The following is a 15,513-nucleotide window of genomic DNA, read 5'->3' as shown; positions in this document are numbered from 1 at the left end:
CTCGCTCTTAGGGTTCGAGGGCTGGATCGGCGGACAGCGTCCGGGCACCACGGCTGCCGGCCAGCACCAAGGCGCCATCAGCGGACTGGGTGGCGCCGGCGACCGGGGTCGGTGCCGGTTGCTGCTTCAGATGCAACTGCGCGCCCGTCCCTTGGCTGACCAGCATCTGCCCGCCCTGGGTGAACAAGCGATAATTGCCACGGGCGTCGATCAGGCCCGCGGTGATGCTGACGTGCAGGCCGGTGTCCAGCGCAGTCCAGCTCTGGCCGCCGTCGGTGCTGCGCAACACGTTGCCGCGCAGACCGTAGATCAGCACTTCGCCGGGCTTGCCGAGCACGCCGAAAAAGCTGCCTTGATAAGGCGTCGGCACGGCATTGAAGCGTTGGGCGCTGTCGTCCCACTTGAGCAACAGGCCTTGCTCGCCAGCGATGTACACACCGTCGCCGGTGGAGGCGATGGCGTTGAGATGGAAACCCTGTGGGTTGTCGGTGCGGTCCTGGAATGGCGTCCAGGTCAGGCCACCGTCGTCGGTGCGCAGGATCAGGTTGAACACGCCGACCACGTAGCCGGTCTTGTCGTTGGCGAACCAGACGCCGAGCAGCGGTTTGTCCGCGCCCTGATCGGCTAGTCGTTGGCCTTCCATAGCCAACTGGGGCCATTGCTCATTGCCCGGTTCGGCGCTGGCCAGCGCCGTGTAATGCTTGACCAGCAAGGCGCCGATCTGACGACCGTCGAGCTGCTTTTGCCAGGTCGCGCCGGCGTCGCTGCTGTGCAGCACCACGCCGTCATTACCCACCGCCCAGCCTTGGGTGGTGGTCGGAAAATTCACCGCCGTGAGGTCGGCACTGGCCGGTACGGCGGCCTGTTGCCAGTGGTTTCCCGAATCATCGGAAAACAGAATATGGCCACGCTGGCCGACGGTAATCACACGCCCACCGGCGCGGGTCATGCCGGACAACGGGCTGTTAATGGCCAAGGCACTGACCCTGGCGGGCAGGTCCAGCACATCGACGTAATCGGCCGCCTGGGCAATGCCCTGCGACAGGCCGAGCACAACGCCAAACGCCAGCTGCAACATATTATTTTTATACGAACACATACTGCGTCCTCTTCGGAAAACCGCGCCACACTTCGCGCCGTGCAGCTCATGCCGTTGTAGGAGCGAGCATGCTCGCGATGGACCGGAGGGCAACGCGGGCATCCAGAAAACACGCGTAATCGTTAACGTCCATCGCGAGCAAGCTCGCTCCTACACAATGCGGTTGGCTTAGCGAATGCCGGCGCCGGCCAGGGATTCCGAAGACCACTGGGCCTTGGAGAGCGGCTCGATGTACTTGATGCCACCGTAAGGGCCCACTACACCGTTGATGTTGTAGGAACCGCCGACCAGGTCGTAGATCATGAACGGCGTGGAGTCCGGAACCTGCTTGTCGTAGCTCTGGCTGAGGAAGGCGAAGGAACCGCGATAGAGCTGACCACGAGCGTCATATTGATCCGAGGCCAAAGCGGTCCAGCTGTCTTCGTCGAGGTAGAAGCGGCGCTTCTGGTAGATGTGACGAGCACCGGCCTTGAGGTTGCCTTCGACGACCCAGACGCGGTGTTTTTCCCAGCGCACGAAGTCAGGTGACAGGTGATTGGCGGTGGTCAGCGACTTGGGATCCTGCACGTAGGTCAGCTTGTAGGTGTTGTAAGGCACGATCATTTCCTGCTTGCCGACCAGTTTCCAGTCGTAGCGATCCAGCGCACCGTTGAACACGAACACGTCATCGTAGGTGCCCGCACCGGCGGTACCAGGGTTTGGCGTGTCGTAGGCCAGGCTCGGAGCCAGCTTGACTCGACGCTGCCCCGGCAAGTACTGCCAGGCGCGACGCGGCTGCTGCAACGGGTTGGCGGCGTCCTTGAGCATGATCGCCTCACCGGCGCGGCGCGCAGGGCCGGTGTACGCCAGTTTCATCTGGTAGTACACGTCGGCGCTGCTGATCGGCTGCGAGAGGTTTTCATAGATCGGGTAGGAGATGTTCGCTTGCCCGGTGGTCGCCAGGCTAGGAACGCCCGCGGAGTCAACGTTCCAGGAGTCGTACTTGGAGCTGATGCTGACGCCTTGGTAGCGCAACAGGAAGTTCCACATCGCTTCGTTGCCCGACTGCGGAATCGGGAATGGAATGCCCGGCAGCACGTTGTCGATGGCCAGGCCACCTTCCAGGGACTTGGCGCCGCTGGCGTTCTTCACGCCGTTATCCAGAATCGCTTGAGGCAGCGAAACGGTGCGGTGCGTCGGGAACACGTCGACACGGAACGTTGGGAAACGCTTGGCCAGTTCTACCGTGGTCGCCGTGAGCAGGCCCTTGTACTGATCGACGTTCTTGCCGTCGATCACCAGTACCGGTTTTTCACTGGCAAACGGATCCGGGCGCATGCTGTCGCCGGCCTTGAAGCTGGCTGGCGGGGTAGTCAGGCCACCGTTGTAGGCAGGAATGGAACCATCAGCGTTCCCGGCTTTTTCAGCCCCTGCCTGGGTCAGGCTGGTGCCCAGTTTGGCAGCTTCCTGAGGTGAAACAGCAGCCTGTGCCTGAGCGGCGAAGACCATGGCCAGCGAAGCGGCCAACACGGTTTTTACAAATTTCATGTTGTTATTCTCCTGCTTGCGTAAAGCAAATCAGTGGTGAATCAGAATGTAGTTTTCATCGTCAGGTACACCGCGCCACGGTCCTCAGTCGTGGCACCACCACCGGAGAAGGCTGAGTAGCCACCGGCGTAGCAGGCGTAGTTTTCGTTGCCGCTGAAGGCGTTGGGGGTGGAGCCGTCACCGCCGGTTGGGCCGGTACTCACACCACTGTTATTGCACTTGTCGGTTTCGCCGAAAGAGTCCACGTACTTCAGGTCGACGAAGTATTTGTTGTACACAATGGCGCCCACGCCCACGGCATAGTTGCCGGTGTCCTTGGCACCGCCACCGGAGACCGGCGACACACCGTCGAGACCGACGTTGACCGACATCGGCGCGTTGAGATCGACACCCGGGAATACCTGGTACCAGGTCGGTGTGAAGTTGATTGCCAGACCCCAGTTGTCACGGGTCGGCGCGTCGATACCGCGATAGCTGCTCTTGCCTTTGTAGAGCGCCTCGTTTTCGCTATCGAGCTTGAGCAGGTTGCTGTAGTACAGCTCGGCAAGCACCGTCGCCTGATCGAACACAGGTGTTTTAGGAAGGGTCATCAGACCGTTGAGCGTCCAGTGCAGGGTGTCACCGGTGGCGCTCATGCTGTCGCCGCGGCTCGGGGTGTCATAGACCACACCGGTGGTGTCCGTACGTGCAGGCAACAGGCCAAGGCCTTGACCCAGGCCCTGCGGGCTGCGGGTACTGACAATCGCCGGAATACTGGCCAGCGGCATGTTGTGACGGATGTTCAGGTCCGAACCGACGCTGATCCCGCCCACGTCCTTGGACAAGCTCAGGCCAACGATCTTGATGTTGTCGGCATAGGCCAGTTGATAGGTAGCGGTGTTCAGCGAATTGAGGGTGTTGATCACCGCAGGCACTTGCCCCGCCGGACGGGTGCCGTTGGGGTTGGCCGAGCTGATACCCCTGGCATCCAGCCAGGCTTGCGGCAGGATTTCCGAGGTTTCGCGGTAGTAAACGCCGAGGGTGCCATCCAGCCAGGCCGGCGACCATTTAGCCATGACGCCCCAGTCACCGCTGTTATGCGGAGTCAGGTCGTTGCCACGACGCACATTGGTCAAGGCGTTGCACGGCGCCAGGCCACAACCCAGCGGGCTGCCCGGTACCACGCCGTTGGTGTTGCCCAACAGGAACGATTGCGCGCCAAAGCCGACCAGGTCGGAACCACCGTAGTAGGTGCCCGCTTCCGGCAGACGCGCGGCGTCCCAATCGAGGAAGTACTGGGCGCCCACGGTCAATTCCGGATTGACGGTGAACGACATCGACAACTGGTTGCGCGGAACGAACAGTTCCTTGGCTTCAGTACCCGGCGACGCGGCAAGCTTGGCCAGGTCGAGGCCGGACTGGCCATAGCTGACCGAGTGCACCGGATTGAGAATGGTCTCGCCCCAGAACACGTTGTGCTGACCGGCCTTGGCGCTGAACATCGACTCCTCGCCCACTTCGGTGCTGTAGAACACGAAGGCATCGAGGATTTCGCCCGAAGGACCGCTGTAGTAGCGCTGGGCATAATTGCTCAGGTGCGGGCTGCCGTTGCCGACGTTGTCACGGGTGACCCCTGCCAGGCGCGGGTCGTTGGCGATCAGGCCCGACGTCTCGCCATTGCCGTTGACGAACGGGTTGGAGTTGGAACCGGTGTTGTCATAGGCCTTGTCGTACCAGCTGGCGGCGCTGACGCGAAAGCCCATGGCGTTCTTGTAGACCACGTCCATTTCGGTCAACAGGTCGACACGGTTGGTGATGTTGGTACCGGCCTTGCGGAAGTTGTAGTCGCCGTCGTTGTTGTTCGGCGTTCCCAACATGCGCTTGTCGGCGCTTTCGGTACGCACGCCGTAGTTGTACTTGATGGTGTTATCCACGCGTACGTTCCAGTCCGGATTCCCCGTTTCGATCTCGGCCGCATGGGCCACAGGTACCGTTGCCGCGAGAATGGCTGAGGCCAGCAAGGTGCAGCGTGGCGCGGTGAAGCCGTGACTCTTATTGTTGTGCATTGAGTTGTCTCCGCCTTTTTGTCTTTGTTTTAAGCGCAGCCGCCCTCGCACAAACCTCTTCGGGTTTGCGTTTAAGGAATGAGGGCAAATGCCGGTTGGCGTACTGCCAGTCCAGCTCCTTGTACTAGCGATCCAGCTCCAGGATGAGTGCTTCAGCTTGCTGCCAGTGGCCAAATCCTGCGGCCGGATTGAGATGGCCGACATCGCCCAGATTGAGCAATTCAGCACCCCAGCCTTCTGCCATGCGGGTGACCGCAGCAAGACTGGCAAGGTGATCGTTGGTGCTGCCGGCCACGATGCTGCGAAATGGCAGCGGGCCTTGTGGCAGAGGATTCCAGCCCTGGCTACGCAGGGTTTCGGACGATGGATAGTTCGACGGCCAGACCGCATCGAGGTCCGGTGGCGCGGCCAGCAAAGCGCCCCTGACCGGACGGCTGTAGTGCGCAGCCCAATGCGCGACCATCAGCACGCCGGCGCTGTGGGCCACCAGAATCACTGGCCCGTCGATCTGTTCCAGTTCATGCTGGATCGCCCGGACACGGGCCATGCAGTCGAGCTTGTCGGTCTCCAGTGGCGGGACACTGCGCACGTTGCTCAGCCTGGCGGCCAGCAATGTTTGCCAATGTTCGGCCACGTGCTCGCGCAGACCTGGGACGATCAGAACGGTGGCGGCAGTTTGCAGTTTGTCCACGGTCAACACCTTCGCTTTCTCGATAACTCGACTGGCTGTTTTCGCCAGGGGCTTTTTGTAGGGTCGACATTAAAGAGCGCCCACCCGAAGCGCTTTACATTGGACGTCATGCACTTTTCTTTTGATGACAAATTGTCGGACACTTGGACAGTGCGACCACTGGTCGAAAAACCCCGCAGGTTGGCGCAAGGTCACTGTAATCAACGGATGGGCGCTGATGGCTCCATGCAGCGTAGAAGATGGGTGACCGGACAGCATGAAAACCATCGACGACATGACAACTGTTCAACTGTTGATACGCTGGATATAGTCGCCACGCTCACGCCAACCGCCATCGGCCCAGGGAAGACCTTCGCATGACCAAGCTTGTTCGCGCCGCCGTCTTGACCAACTACCTGGAGGTCACCCAGTACCTGGGTTTCAACCCGCGCGACGTGCTGGCCGCTGTCGGCCTGAGCAGGGCCCAACTGCTAGCCCCTGAACACCGTATCCAGATCGATGCCGCCGTCCGCTTGCTGGAAGACTCGGCCACCGCCAGTGGCTGCCAGACCTTCGGCCTGAGCATGGCCGAGTCGCGCCAGCTCTCGGACTTCGGCGTGGTCAGCCTGCTGCTCAGCCACCAGCGCACCCTGCGCGATGCCTTGCAGGTCGTGGTGGATTACCGACACCTGATGAATGACTCGCTGGCGATTTTCATCGAAGAGGCCGGCAAGATGGTGATCATTCGCGAAGAAGTGGTCACCGAAACGCCCATGCCCAGCCGCCAGGCCACAGAGCTGGCCATCGGCGTGATGTTCCGGTTGTGCTCGGCCCTGCTGGGCTCGCACTGGCACCCCTACAGCGTCAACTTCATGCACCAGCCACCGGACAACCTGCACCTGCATCGCCGCCTGTTCGGCTGCAACCTGGAGTTCGGCAGCGAGTTCAACGGCATCGTCTGCCCGGACGTCAGCCTCGACATGACCAACCCCAACGCCGACCCGGCCATGGCCCGCTACGCCCAGAGCTACCTCGACTCGCTGCAGAACCACGAAGGCGCCTCGATGCTGTTCGAGGTGCGCAAGGCCATCTACCTGCTGCTGCCCATGGGCCGCGCCACCATCGAACAGGTCGCCCAGAGCCAGGGCATGAACGTACGCACCCTGCAACGCCGCCTCAAGGACGACGGCTGCGCCTTCAACGACGTGATCAACGACGTGCGCCGCGACCTGGTGCTGCGCTACCTGGACAACCCCAACTACTCCCTCAGCCGCATTGCCGACATGCTCGGCTACTCCATGGCGAGTTCGTTTACCCGGTGGTTTATCAGTCAGTTTGGCATGCCGCCGGCGACGTGGCGCGCGCAGAAACAAACCACTGGCAAACCCCTCGCCGGCCCGAAATAACCCTGAATCGACCGTGCAAAAAAAACGGCGCCTGCTGGGGGCAGTCGCCGCGAAAGACCGGTGTTTGTAGCACCGGTCTGGAGCCCCACGGCATGAGGAGTCAACGCCGTGCAGCCCTGCCCTGTGGGAGCGAGCTTGCTCGCGATGGCGGCGTGTCAGCCGCCATGAGTGTTGAATGTGAAACCGCTATCGCGAGCAAGCTCGCTCCCACAGGTTTTGTATCAACCTGACGATTAGAAGCCCCAGCGCAGCAGCAAGAGCACCAGCACGACCAGGAACACCGTCTCCCCCACCATCAGCAGAATCGGCTTGATCCCGACCGCCGCCAGCTCCCTGAGCCGGGTCTTCATGCCCAGGGCACTGATGGAAATCACCAGGCACCAGCGCGACAGTTCGTTGACCGATCCTTGCACCGCAGGCGCTATCCATCCGGTGCTGTTGATGCAGGCCAGAATCAGAAAGCCGACGGCGAACCACGGCAACAGTGGCGGGCGCTTGCCGGTCGGGTCGGCGCCTTGCATGCGGGTGATCATCGCCGCGGTGACGATCACCGGCAGCAGCATGGCAACGCGCATCAGCTTGACCACCGTGGCCGTGTCGCCGGTTTCGGTCGACATGCTGTAGCCGGCGCCGACCACCTGGGCCACGTCGTGGATCGTGGCGCCGAGGAACACGCCCGCCACCTGCGGCGACAATTCCAGCCAGTTGGCGATCATCGGGTAGACGATCATCGCCAGGGTCGACAGCGCCGAAACGCCGATCACCGTGAACAATGTGGCTCGCTCTTTCTGCGGATGGTTCGGCAGCGCCGCTGCCAGTGCCAGGGCCGCCGAGGCGCCGCAGATGGCCGTCGCGCCGCCGGTGAGCATGCCGAACAGGCGCTGGAAGCCCAGAGCCTTGGCGGCGATCACAGACACGCTGATGGTCACCACCACCAGGATCACCACCAGGGCTATCGGCTTCCAGCCCAGCGCCGCCATTTGCTCCAGGGTGATGCGCATGCCCAGCAGCGCCACGCCTATGCGCAGCACGGTGCGGGCGGTGAACTCGATGCCGGCCTTGCACGGGCCGTCATCGGCGAGAAAATTCAGGGCCATGCCCAGCAGCAAGGCAAACAGCATGACCGGCGCACCGTAGTGCTCGGACAGGAACGACGCTGCGGCCGCCACGATCAGGCTGACGATAAACCCCGGTGCCAGTTCGCGCGTGCGACTGTGGATACGGGTAAGAGCAATGGCGCTCATGGCGCGGACTCCTCGGATGCGATAACGATAAACGCCTGGCCGTCGATGATCTCGACCGGGTAGTTGGTGACTTTGACCTGCCTGGAATTGAGCAGGTAGCCGCTGTGCAAATCGAAGCGCAAACCATGGGCGAGGCATTGAATCACCCGGCCTTCAAGACGCCCTGCGCATAGCGAAGAGCCCTGGTGCGGGCAGCTGTCGTCGATGGCAAACAGCTGCCCGTCGACGTTGAACAACGCCAGGCTTTTGTCTTCGAATTCGAACAGCGCCCGGCCACCGGCCTGCGGGTGTTTGCCGGCCGGCACGGGAATGCGCCGGGTCATGCCGGCTGCCGCTCGCGATCGCTTTCCTTGAGGGCTTCGTTCATGGCCGCGAGCAGCGCCTGTGCAGGTTGTGCGCCGATCACCGTCAGGCGGTTGTCGAACTTGAAGCTCGGCACGCCACTGGTCGCGCCGGGGGATCCTTCAAACGGCGTGGCATCACCCTTCAGGCAATCGAGCAGCGCGTCCGGGGCGACTCCGCAGGAGCGGGCAATGGCAAGCAAGGTCTCACGGCAACCGAGGTTTTCACGTCTCAGGAAATAAGCGGCGAACAGTCGCTCGAGCAACATTTCACGCTGACTGGCATTGCCCAATGCGCTGGCACGCTCGAACAAGCGATGGGCGTCCGCGGTGTTGGGCATCGTCTCGATACGGCTGAGGTCGATGGCCAGTCCAACCGCCCCGGCAGCCTGCTGCACCTGATTCTGGCGCATGGTCATTGCGTCGGCATTGCCCAGGCGCTTGCGGTAGAAATCGGCGAAGGGTTCACCTTCTACCGGTATCTGGGGCAGCAACTGCACGCCATGCCACACCGTGGTGATCTGCACGTCCGGATGGCGACTGCGAAACTGCACCTGCGCATGCTCCAGCTGGCGTTTGCCGATCAGGCACCAGGGGCAGATAAAATCGAAAAACACATCAATTCGTAAACGACGACTCACAACTTCACCTCTATCCCGGCTGCACTGACGGGCTCAGGCACGCTCTGACCCTCAAGCCGGGCGATATCTTTGTGGTAATGACACTTGGCATAGAAGAACACCGCTGCCGCCGCGAGGCTGACCAGTGGCACTAATTGGAAAGCGGCATGCAGGCCGATGAGGTCGGACACACGGCCAGTCAGGAACGGCCCGGGTGCCAGCCCCAGCAGGTTATTGGCCAGGGTCAGCGTGGCGAAGGCGGTGCCGTGGACCGAGTAATGGGTCAGGTTGGCAACCATCGCGCCAGCGGGGCCGGTGGTGCCAGCGGCAATCAACATGCCCAGGCAGATCAGCGCCAGCTGCAAAGGCCCCGCCGATAGCGCGAACGCCGCCGACAGCAACAGGCAGCTGCCCAGGCAAAAAGCGATGGCCAGGCTGACCTTGCGCTCCGGCGAGTTGCGACACAGCCGATCGCTGAGCATGCCGCACAGGATCATCCCGGCACCGCTGCACAGGACGATGATCGCGGCCAAGCCGCCCGCCTTGCCCGTGGGCATGTCGTAGTAGCGATTGAGGTAGCTCGGTATCCACACTATCACCGTGCCGCCGACGAACAGCTGCAAGCCGCTGCCGATGTAGGTCGCCACCACCGAACGGCTGGACCACAACGTAGACAACGGACGCTTGACCGCTGCCACCTTGTTCGCCAGCTGGGCTGCACGCTTGGGCGCAATGCGCGCTTCCTTGACGATGAGCGGATAAAGCATCGCCAGCACCAGGCCAAACAACGACATGCCGGCGAACGACCAGCGCCAGCCCAGCTTGGCGGCAATCGCACCGCCCAAAGCCATGCCCAACACCGAACCGAACATACCGCCGGCCATGAAGGCGCTGGCCAGGGTGGCCCGCATGTGTTTGGGGAACACCGAAATCACTACCGCGATGCCCACGCTGCCGTAGGCGGCTTCGCCGACGCCGACCATGAATCGCGCAATGAACATCTGCTGGTAGTCCTGAGCCAACGCGCAACCCAGGGTCGCCACGCTCCACAGGAACGCCATCAGCGCCAGGCTCTTGACCCGGCCGAAGCGGTCAGCCATCAACGACAGGGGAAACGTCAGCAGGCCGACCATCAGGGCAACGATGCCGCTGAGCAGACCCAGCTGTCCGTCGCTCAACGCCCACTCAGTCTTGAGCAGGGGGAATACCGCGTTCAGCACCTGACGCGACATGTAATCGGAAATCAACAAACCGAACGTCAAGGCAAAGACGATCCAGGCATATTGGCGCGCAACGCCGACTCCGCTGGAGTCGTCATCGTCAGCGGCGATTGGGTGAAAGGCCATGCAGCCTCCTCAAGAGCTTTGTTTTATTTTTGTTATCAAGCGTGTAACGGTCAGGCGAACGAGAGGTCACGGCCTCTCGTCCCGACCCACGGTCAACCGCGTTGCGGAGTACCTTTCTGCCCAGCCTTGCGGTTGGGGGCCATGCCGTTGGCCAACAGGGTTTCTTCGATGGTTTCGTACTGCACGCCGATGCGGTAGATCTCGCGGGCTTCTTTGCCGGTGGCGATTTCACGGCCCAGTTCATGGGCAATGCGCACGGTTTGCTGGATCTGGGCAACGGAGCCGAAACGGTCGCCCTTGTGGTCAATGATAGTGTCTTCGTTGCCCACACGCGGATGCATGCCCATGGCCATCGACATGGTGTTGAACGGCATGACGTTCTTGAGCAGCGATTCGGAGGTCAGGGTGCAACCGTCCGGCGCGCGGTGGATGAAGTTGAAGAAGTTGAACGGGTTCGGGCCGTCGAAACCGCCGCCGATGCCGATCCAGGTCAGGTTCAGCGGGCCTTTGTAGACGCCACGGCGCACCAGGCGCTCGAGGGTTTCCATGGCGTGCATGCCGGTCAACTGGAAGTGCGGCTGGATGCCGTTGTCCATCAGGCGCTTGAGGTGCTCGGCAACCCAGGCCGGACCTGCCGGTACGGTCATCTCGCTGTAGGCAGCCTGGGTCATCGGGTTGGCCAGGGAGGTGCCTTCCAGGTATTCCGGATACAACAGCTCCATGATGTTCATCTGGGTGGTGTTGATCGCCACAGTGACCTGATCCGGCTTCGGGGTCAGCTCGGCCAGCATGTGGCGGGTGTCGTCGGACAGCCACTTGGCCGCTTCGCCGTCGCTTTCCGGAGCGAAGGAAATCGAACCGCCGACCTGGATGATCATGTCCGGCACGGCTTCACGCACACCGGCGATCAGCTCGTTGAATTTCGACAGGCGCTTGGAGCCCTTGCCGTCCAGTTCGCGCACATGCAGGTGCAGAACGGTGGCGCCGGCTTCATAGCACTCGACCGCTTTCTGGACTTGCTCGTCCATGGTCAGCGGGATGTCTTCCGGGAAGTCTTCGGGCATCCACTCCGGGCCGTACGGGGCCACGGTAATGACTACCTTTTCCATGTTTTCCGGGTGCAGGGAATCGTCGAAGAATTGCATGGTTACTCCAGTTCTTATGCCAGTTCTTATGATTGTCCCGCCCACCCGGGGTCGCGCCGGGCAGGCGTGTTTACGAGAGCGAATGCAGAGGCGGTGGATCAGTAAGTCTTGTCGCCGATGATCCCGGCACGGTCCATCTTGCGATGGCAAGGCGGGTAATCCATGACGGCGTAGTGCTGGGTACTGCGGTTGTCCCAGATGGCGATGCTGTTGGGCTTCCAGCGCCAGCGCACTTGATACTCGGGGATGTACGCCTGGCTGATCAGGTAACGCAGCAACTCGCTCGCGCCGGGGTTTGCGTCCTGGCCGAACCGTACCCGCGCCGGGGTGTGGTAGTTGCTGAAGTGCGTGGCGAAGGCGTTGACGAACAGCACCTTCTCGCCGGTTTCCGGGTGTGTGCGCACCACCGGATGCTCGGCATCCGGAAACCTCTCCCTGAGTGCCAGGCGTTTTTCGATCGGCATGGCCGCACCAAAACTGGCTTCGATGCTGTGGCGCGCACGCAGGTCGGCAATCTTCACCTTCACGTCTTCAGGCAAACGCGCGTAAGCCTCGACCATGTTGGCCCACATCGTGTCGCCGCCCACCGGCGGGCACTCCACGCAACGCAGCACGCAGCCCATCGGCGGCGCCTCGCGCCAGGTGGCGTCGCTGTGCCAGGAGTTTTCGTAGCAGTCCGCCGGCTGGTCCGGACGCTTGTAGATTTGTACCAGGCCCGGATGCTCCGGATCGCTGCCCGCCACCGGATGATCTTCCAGTTCGCCGAAGCGCCGGGCGAAGGCCACGTGTTCGGCACGGGTGATGTCCTGGTCACGCAGGAACACCACGCGGTGCTTGAGCAACTGGGCACGGATCTCGGCAAACAGACCGTCGTCATGCACCGCGTCGGCCAGGTTGACGCCGATCAGTTCGGCGCCAATGCTGCAGGTCAATTGTTCGACTTTCATGGCTGGCCGCTCCTTAAACGACGAAAATCGAAGAGCCGGTAGTCTTGCGAGATTCAAGGTCGCGATGGGCCTGCACAGCATCCTGCAAGGCGTAGTGCTGGTTGATCTCGATCTTGATCCGGCCGCTGCCGACGTGGTCGAACAACTCACCGGCCAGCTCAGCTTTTTCCGCAGGATCGCTGATGTAGTTGGCCAGGGCCGGACGGGTCAGGAACAGCGAACCTTTCATCGCCAGCATCACCGGGTCGAACGCCGGAATCGGCCCGGACGCGGTACCCACGCAGACCATCAGGCCACGGGGTTTCAACGAATCCAGCGAACCCATGAAGGTGTTCTTGCCAACGCTGTCGAACACCACGTTGACGCCCACGCCATCGGTCAATTCGCGAACGCGAGCGGCTACGTCTTCATGGCTGTAATTGATCGTATGGTCGCAACCGTGAGCCTGGGCGATTTCCGCCTTTTGCTCGGTCGACACCGTGCCGATCACGTTTAAACCCAGCAGTTTGGCCCACTGCGAAACGATCAGGCCGACACCGCCGGCGGCGGCATGCAACAGGATGCTGTCGCCCGGTTTGAAGTCGTAGATGCGGCGCATCAGGTACGAAGACGTCAGGCCACGCATGGTCATCGCGGCGGCCGTTTCGAAACTGATGGTTTCCGGCAGCTTGATCAGAGGCGCGGCCGGGATCAGGCGCTCGGTGCTGTAGGCGCCGAGGGTATTGAGAAAACCGGTATAGGTGACGCGATCACCGACCTCGACGTTGGTGACCCCTTCACCAACGGCCTGGACTACACCAGATGCCTCGACACCCATGCCGTTGGGCATCGGAATCGGGTAGGTGCCGTTGCGGAAATAGGTGTCGGCATAGTTCAGGCCGACTGCCACATGACGAAGCCGAACCTGGCCGGGACCGGGTTCGCCGACTTCGACGTCCTCATAACGTAGAACTTCAGGACCACCGGTTTCGTAGAAGCGTACGGCTTTGGCCATTTTTCTTATTCTCCAGTCTGCAATGTGGGCGTGTTGCATCGAATTGCGCTGATTGGACTGTAGGACGAGGCCTGTCGGGACGCTTCTCATCAGACGACAATGGCTTTTCATTTGGTGACAGGCAGAAACGGGATCGACTAGCCGGTCCCGTCGCCACCTGCGCTATCATCGCCCGCCTCGATCCCCCAAGAGTCTTGAACCCGGATGTCCGACACGCTGCCACTGCCCGACGATCACCCAGCCCTGCCGCCGGTCCTGGCCGGCCCGCTGTTGCGGCGTCTTGAGCCCACGCGGCTGGTGCTGTGGCTGGTGGGATCCCGGGCGCTGGCGCTGACCTTGCGCTTGCAGGGCGTCGGCGATATCCGTCTGGATGCCGGGCAATGCACGGTGATTGCAGTGGGTGCTCATGCCTTTGTGCACTTGATCGATGTGCAACTCGATGGTGCCCTGCCCCGGGACGAGTCGATCGACTATGACCTGCTGATCGATGGCACAGAACAAGGCATCGCCGACTGGGCGCCGCACTTGCTGTATGGCGATGCCTCTTGCCCGAACTTCGTCCTGCGCGCACGGGTCGACCAGATGCTGCACGGCTCTTGCCGCAAGCCTCATCACCCGGCGGCAGACGGCTTGCTGTGCGTCGACCGGTTGCTGGCGCAGGAACACGCCGCCAAGGACCGCCCGGCACTGCTGATGATGACGGGCGATCAGGTCTACGCCGACGATGTCGCGGGGCCGATGTTGCGGGCGATTCACGCCTTGATCGAGCGCCTGGGCCTGTTCGGGGAACACCTCGAAGGCGCGGTGGTCAGCGACAGCGCCAGGCTCTACGAGCATCCGGCCAGTTACTACCACCGTGCGGATCTGCTGCCGGCGCTGCAAAGCAATGAAACCCTGCGCGAGCGATTTTTCGGTGGCGCGCGCAAGCCGATTTTCACCAGCAGCAGTGCCGACAATCACCTGGTGACCTTTGCCGAAGTCATGGCCATGTACGTGTTGGTCTGGTCGCCAGTGCCCTGGACCCTGATCGCCCCCCAGGCACCGACACTGACGCCGGAACGGCTCAAGCGTTACACCCTCGAACAGACGCACATCAATGCCTTCAGGGCAGGCCTTGGCAACGTCGCGCGGGCACTGGCGCATCTGCCGACGCTGATGATTTTCGACGACCACGACATCACCGATGACTGGAACCTTTCCGCACAATGGGAGGAAACGGCCTACGGCCATCCGTTCTCCCGGCGCATCATCGGCAACGCGTTGCTGGCGTACATGTTGTGTCAGGGCTGGGGCAACAATCCGGATGCTTTCGCTGCCGTGCTGGAAAAGGCCGGTGGGTTGAGCGCGAGCGCACACCAGCGTCACCTCGACCGCACCGTTCAGGATGATTTGATCAATGATCTGCTGAAGTTTCAGCACTGGCATTACGTGCTGCCGACCACCCCGGCCATCGTTGTGATCGACACCCGCACCCGGCGCTGGCGCAGCGAGATGAACCTCAAGCAGCCTTCCGGCTTGCTCGACTGGGAAGCCCTGAGCGAACTGCAACAGGAACTGCTGGACCACCCGAGTGCGATCATCGTTTCGCCGGCGCCGATCTTCGGCGTCAAGCTGATTGAAACCGTGCAGCGGGTATTCAGCTGGTGCGGTTACCCACTGCTGGTTGACGCGGAAAACTGGATGGCCCATCGCGGCGCGGCCCAGGTGATCCTGAACATTTTCCGTCACTCGCGCACCCCGGGTAACTACGTGGTGCTGTCGGGCGATGTGCACTACTCCTTCGTCTACGAAGTGCTGATTCGCCACCGCAAGGCCGGGCCGCGCATCTGGCAGATCACCAGCAGCGGCATCAAGAATGAATTCCCCGCCACCCTGCTCGAGTGGTTCGACCGCCTCAACCGCTGGCTGTACTCGCCACGCTCACCGTTGAATTGGCTGACCAAGCGTCGACGCATGCGCATCGTGCCCCACGTGCCCGAACACGCCGAAGCCGGTGAGCGGCTATGGAACTCGGCGGGGATCGGTCAGGTGTTTTTCAATGAGCTGGGGCAGCCGCAGACCATCTATCAGCACAATTCGAACGGCGCACCGAAGACCCGGATGATTGCGCCCGAGCACAGCGACTAAAC

13 protein-coding genes are annotated in these 15,513 nt (G+C 61.9%); 2 read left to right on the top strand and 11 right to left on the bottom strand.

Annotated elements, in window-relative coordinates; translation table 11 throughout:
• Nucleotides 1–7: 7 nt before the first annotated feature.
• The 4 genes from AC3IX1_RS04900 to AC3IX1_RS04885 form a co-directional block, all read right to left on the bottom strand.
• The gene (locus AC3IX1_RS04900) at nt 8–1,099 is read right to left on the bottom strand and encodes a WD40/YVTN/BNR-like repeat-containing protein (RefSeq protein WP_489387346.1); all 1,092 of its coding nucleotides are present in this window, start codon (nt 1,097–1,099) and stop codon (nt 8–10) included.
• 168 nt (nt 1,100–1,267) lie between these two features.
• Nucleotides 1,268–2,626: a DUF1329 domain-containing protein gene (locus AC3IX1_RS04895; protein ID WP_489387345.1), complete on the bottom strand. Its 1,359-nt coding sequence runs from the start codon at nt 2,624–2,626 to the stop codon at nt 1,268–1,270.
• Nucleotides 2,627–2,667: 41 nt separating this feature from the next.
• Nucleotides 2,668–4,671: a DUF1302 domain-containing protein gene (locus tag AC3IX1_RS04890; RefSeq protein ID WP_489387344.1), complete on the bottom strand. Its 2,004-nt coding sequence runs from the start codon at nt 4,669–4,671 to the stop codon at nt 2,668–2,670.
• A 124-nt stretch (nt 4,672–4,795) separates the two neighbouring features.
• A complete protein-coding gene (locus AC3IX1_RS04885; protein ID WP_489387343.1) occupies nt 4,796–5,362 on the bottom strand; it encodes an RBBP9/YdeN family alpha/beta hydrolase in 567 nt (188 codons plus the stop codon).
• Between the two features lie 356 nt (nt 5,363–5,718).
• On the opposite strand from AC3IX1_RS04885, the gene AC3IX1_RS04880 reads away from it, so the two are divergent.
• Entirely contained in the window at nt 5,719–6,747 is a 1,029-nt protein-coding gene (locus tag AC3IX1_RS04880; RefSeq protein WP_489387342.1) for an AraC family transcriptional regulator, read from the top strand.
• 233 nt (nt 6,748–6,980) lie between these two features.
• Here the strand turns inward: AC3IX1_RS04880 and AC3IX1_RS04875 are convergent, their stop codons facing one another.
• From AC3IX1_RS04875 to AC3IX1_RS04845, 7 genes are all read right to left on the bottom strand, one after another.
• The gene (locus tag AC3IX1_RS04875) at nt 6,981–7,991 is read right to left on the bottom strand and encodes a YeiH family protein (RefSeq protein WP_489387341.1); all 1,011 of its coding nucleotides are present in this window, start codon (nt 7,989–7,991) and stop codon (nt 6,981–6,983) included.
• Complete coding sequence (locus tag AC3IX1_RS04870; protein ID WP_489387340.1) at nt 7,988–8,314, bottom strand: Rieske (2Fe-2S) protein; 327 nt, start codon at nt 8,312–8,314, stop codon at nt 7,988–7,990. The genes AC3IX1_RS04875 and AC3IX1_RS04870 overlap by 4 nt, the downstream gene beginning before the upstream one ends.
• Complete coding sequence (locus AC3IX1_RS04865; RefSeq protein ID WP_489387339.1) at nt 8,311–8,973, bottom strand: DsbA family oxidoreductase; 663 nt, start codon at nt 8,971–8,973, stop codon at nt 8,311–8,313. The genes AC3IX1_RS04870 and AC3IX1_RS04865 overlap by 4 nt, the downstream gene beginning before the upstream one ends.
• Nucleotides 8,970–10,298 (bottom strand): MFS transporter, encoded by a 1,329-nt coding sequence (locus AC3IX1_RS04860; RefSeq protein WP_489387338.1) that lies wholly within the window; start codon nt 10,296–10,298, stop codon nt 8,970–8,972. Before AC3IX1_RS04860 ends, AC3IX1_RS04865 begins: the two co-directional genes overlap by 4 nt.
• A gap of 92 nt (nt 10,299–10,390) precedes the next feature.
• Nucleotides 10,391–11,443, bottom strand: coding sequence for a beta-keto acid cleavage family enzyme (locus tag AC3IX1_RS04855; protein ID WP_008050011.1), 1,053 nt, complete (start codon nt 11,441–11,443; stop codon nt 10,391–10,393).
• A gap of 98 nt (nt 11,444–11,541) precedes the next feature.
• The gene (locus AC3IX1_RS04850; protein WP_489387337.1) at nt 11,542–12,390 is read right to left on the bottom strand and encodes a TauD/TfdA dioxygenase family protein; all 849 of its coding nucleotides are present in this window, start codon (nt 12,388–12,390) and stop codon (nt 11,542–11,544) included.
• A 13-nt stretch (nt 12,391–12,403) separates the two neighbouring features.
• A complete protein-coding gene (locus AC3IX1_RS04845) occupies nt 12,404–13,384 on the bottom strand; it encodes a quinone oxidoreductase family protein (protein WP_489387336.1) in 981 nt (326 codons plus the stop codon).
• Between the two features lie 204 nt (nt 13,385–13,588).
• Between AC3IX1_RS04845 and AC3IX1_RS04840 the strand changes: the two genes are divergently transcribed.
• On the top strand, nt 13,589–15,511 hold the full coding sequence (locus tag AC3IX1_RS04840; RefSeq protein WP_489387335.1) for an alkaline phosphatase D family protein: 1,923 nt from the start codon (nt 13,589–13,591) through the stop codon (nt 15,509–15,511).
• The last annotated feature ends 2 nt before the right edge of the window (nt 15,512–15,513 follow it).

Source organism: Pseudomonas sp. KH_046_2 (assembly GCF_057838985.1).
Note: the sequence above shows the minus strand (reverse complement) of the source record. Positions and strands in the feature narration are given on the sequence as shown.

Coding starts and splice junctions, on each gene's coding strand:
- AC3IX1_RS04900 (WP_489387346.1), bottom strand. CDS start 1,099: ATGTGTTCGTATAAAAATAATATGTTGCAGCTGGCGTTTGGCGTTGTG.
- AC3IX1_RS04895 (WP_489387345.1), bottom strand. CDS start 2,626: ATGAAATTTGTAAAAACCGTGTTGGCCGCTTCGCTGGCCATGGTCTTC.
- AC3IX1_RS04890 (WP_489387344.1), bottom strand. CDS start 4,671: ATGCACAACAATAAGAGTCACGGCTTCACCGCGCCACGCTGCACCTTG.
- AC3IX1_RS04880 (WP_489387342.1), top strand. CDS start 5,719: ATGACCAAGCTTGTTCGCGCCGCCGTCTTGACCAACTACCTGGAGGTC.
- AC3IX1_RS04875 (WP_489387341.1), bottom strand. CDS start 7,991: ATGAGCGCCATTGCTCTTACCCGTATCCACAGTCGCACGCGCGAACTG.
- AC3IX1_RS04870 (WP_489387340.1), bottom strand. CDS start 8,314: ATGACCCGGCGCATTCCCGTGCCGGCCGGCAAACACCCGCAGGCCGGT.
- AC3IX1_RS04860 (WP_489387338.1), bottom strand. CDS start 10,298: ATGGCCTTTCACCCAATCGCCGCTGACGATGACGACTCCAGCGGAGTC.
- AC3IX1_RS04855 (WP_008050011.1), bottom strand. CDS start 11,443: ATGCAATTCTTCGACGATTCCCTGCACCCGGAAAACATGGAAAAGGTA.
- AC3IX1_RS04850 (WP_489387337.1), bottom strand. CDS start 12,390: ATGAAAGTCGAACAATTGACCTGCAGCATTGGCGCCGAACTGATCGGC.
- AC3IX1_RS04845 (WP_489387336.1), bottom strand. CDS start 13,384: ATGGCCAAAGCCGTACGCTTCTACGAAACCGGTGGTCCTGAAGTTCTA.
- AC3IX1_RS04840 (WP_489387335.1), top strand. CDS start 13,589: ATGTCCGACACGCTGCCACTGCCCGACGATCACCCAGCCCTGCCGCCG.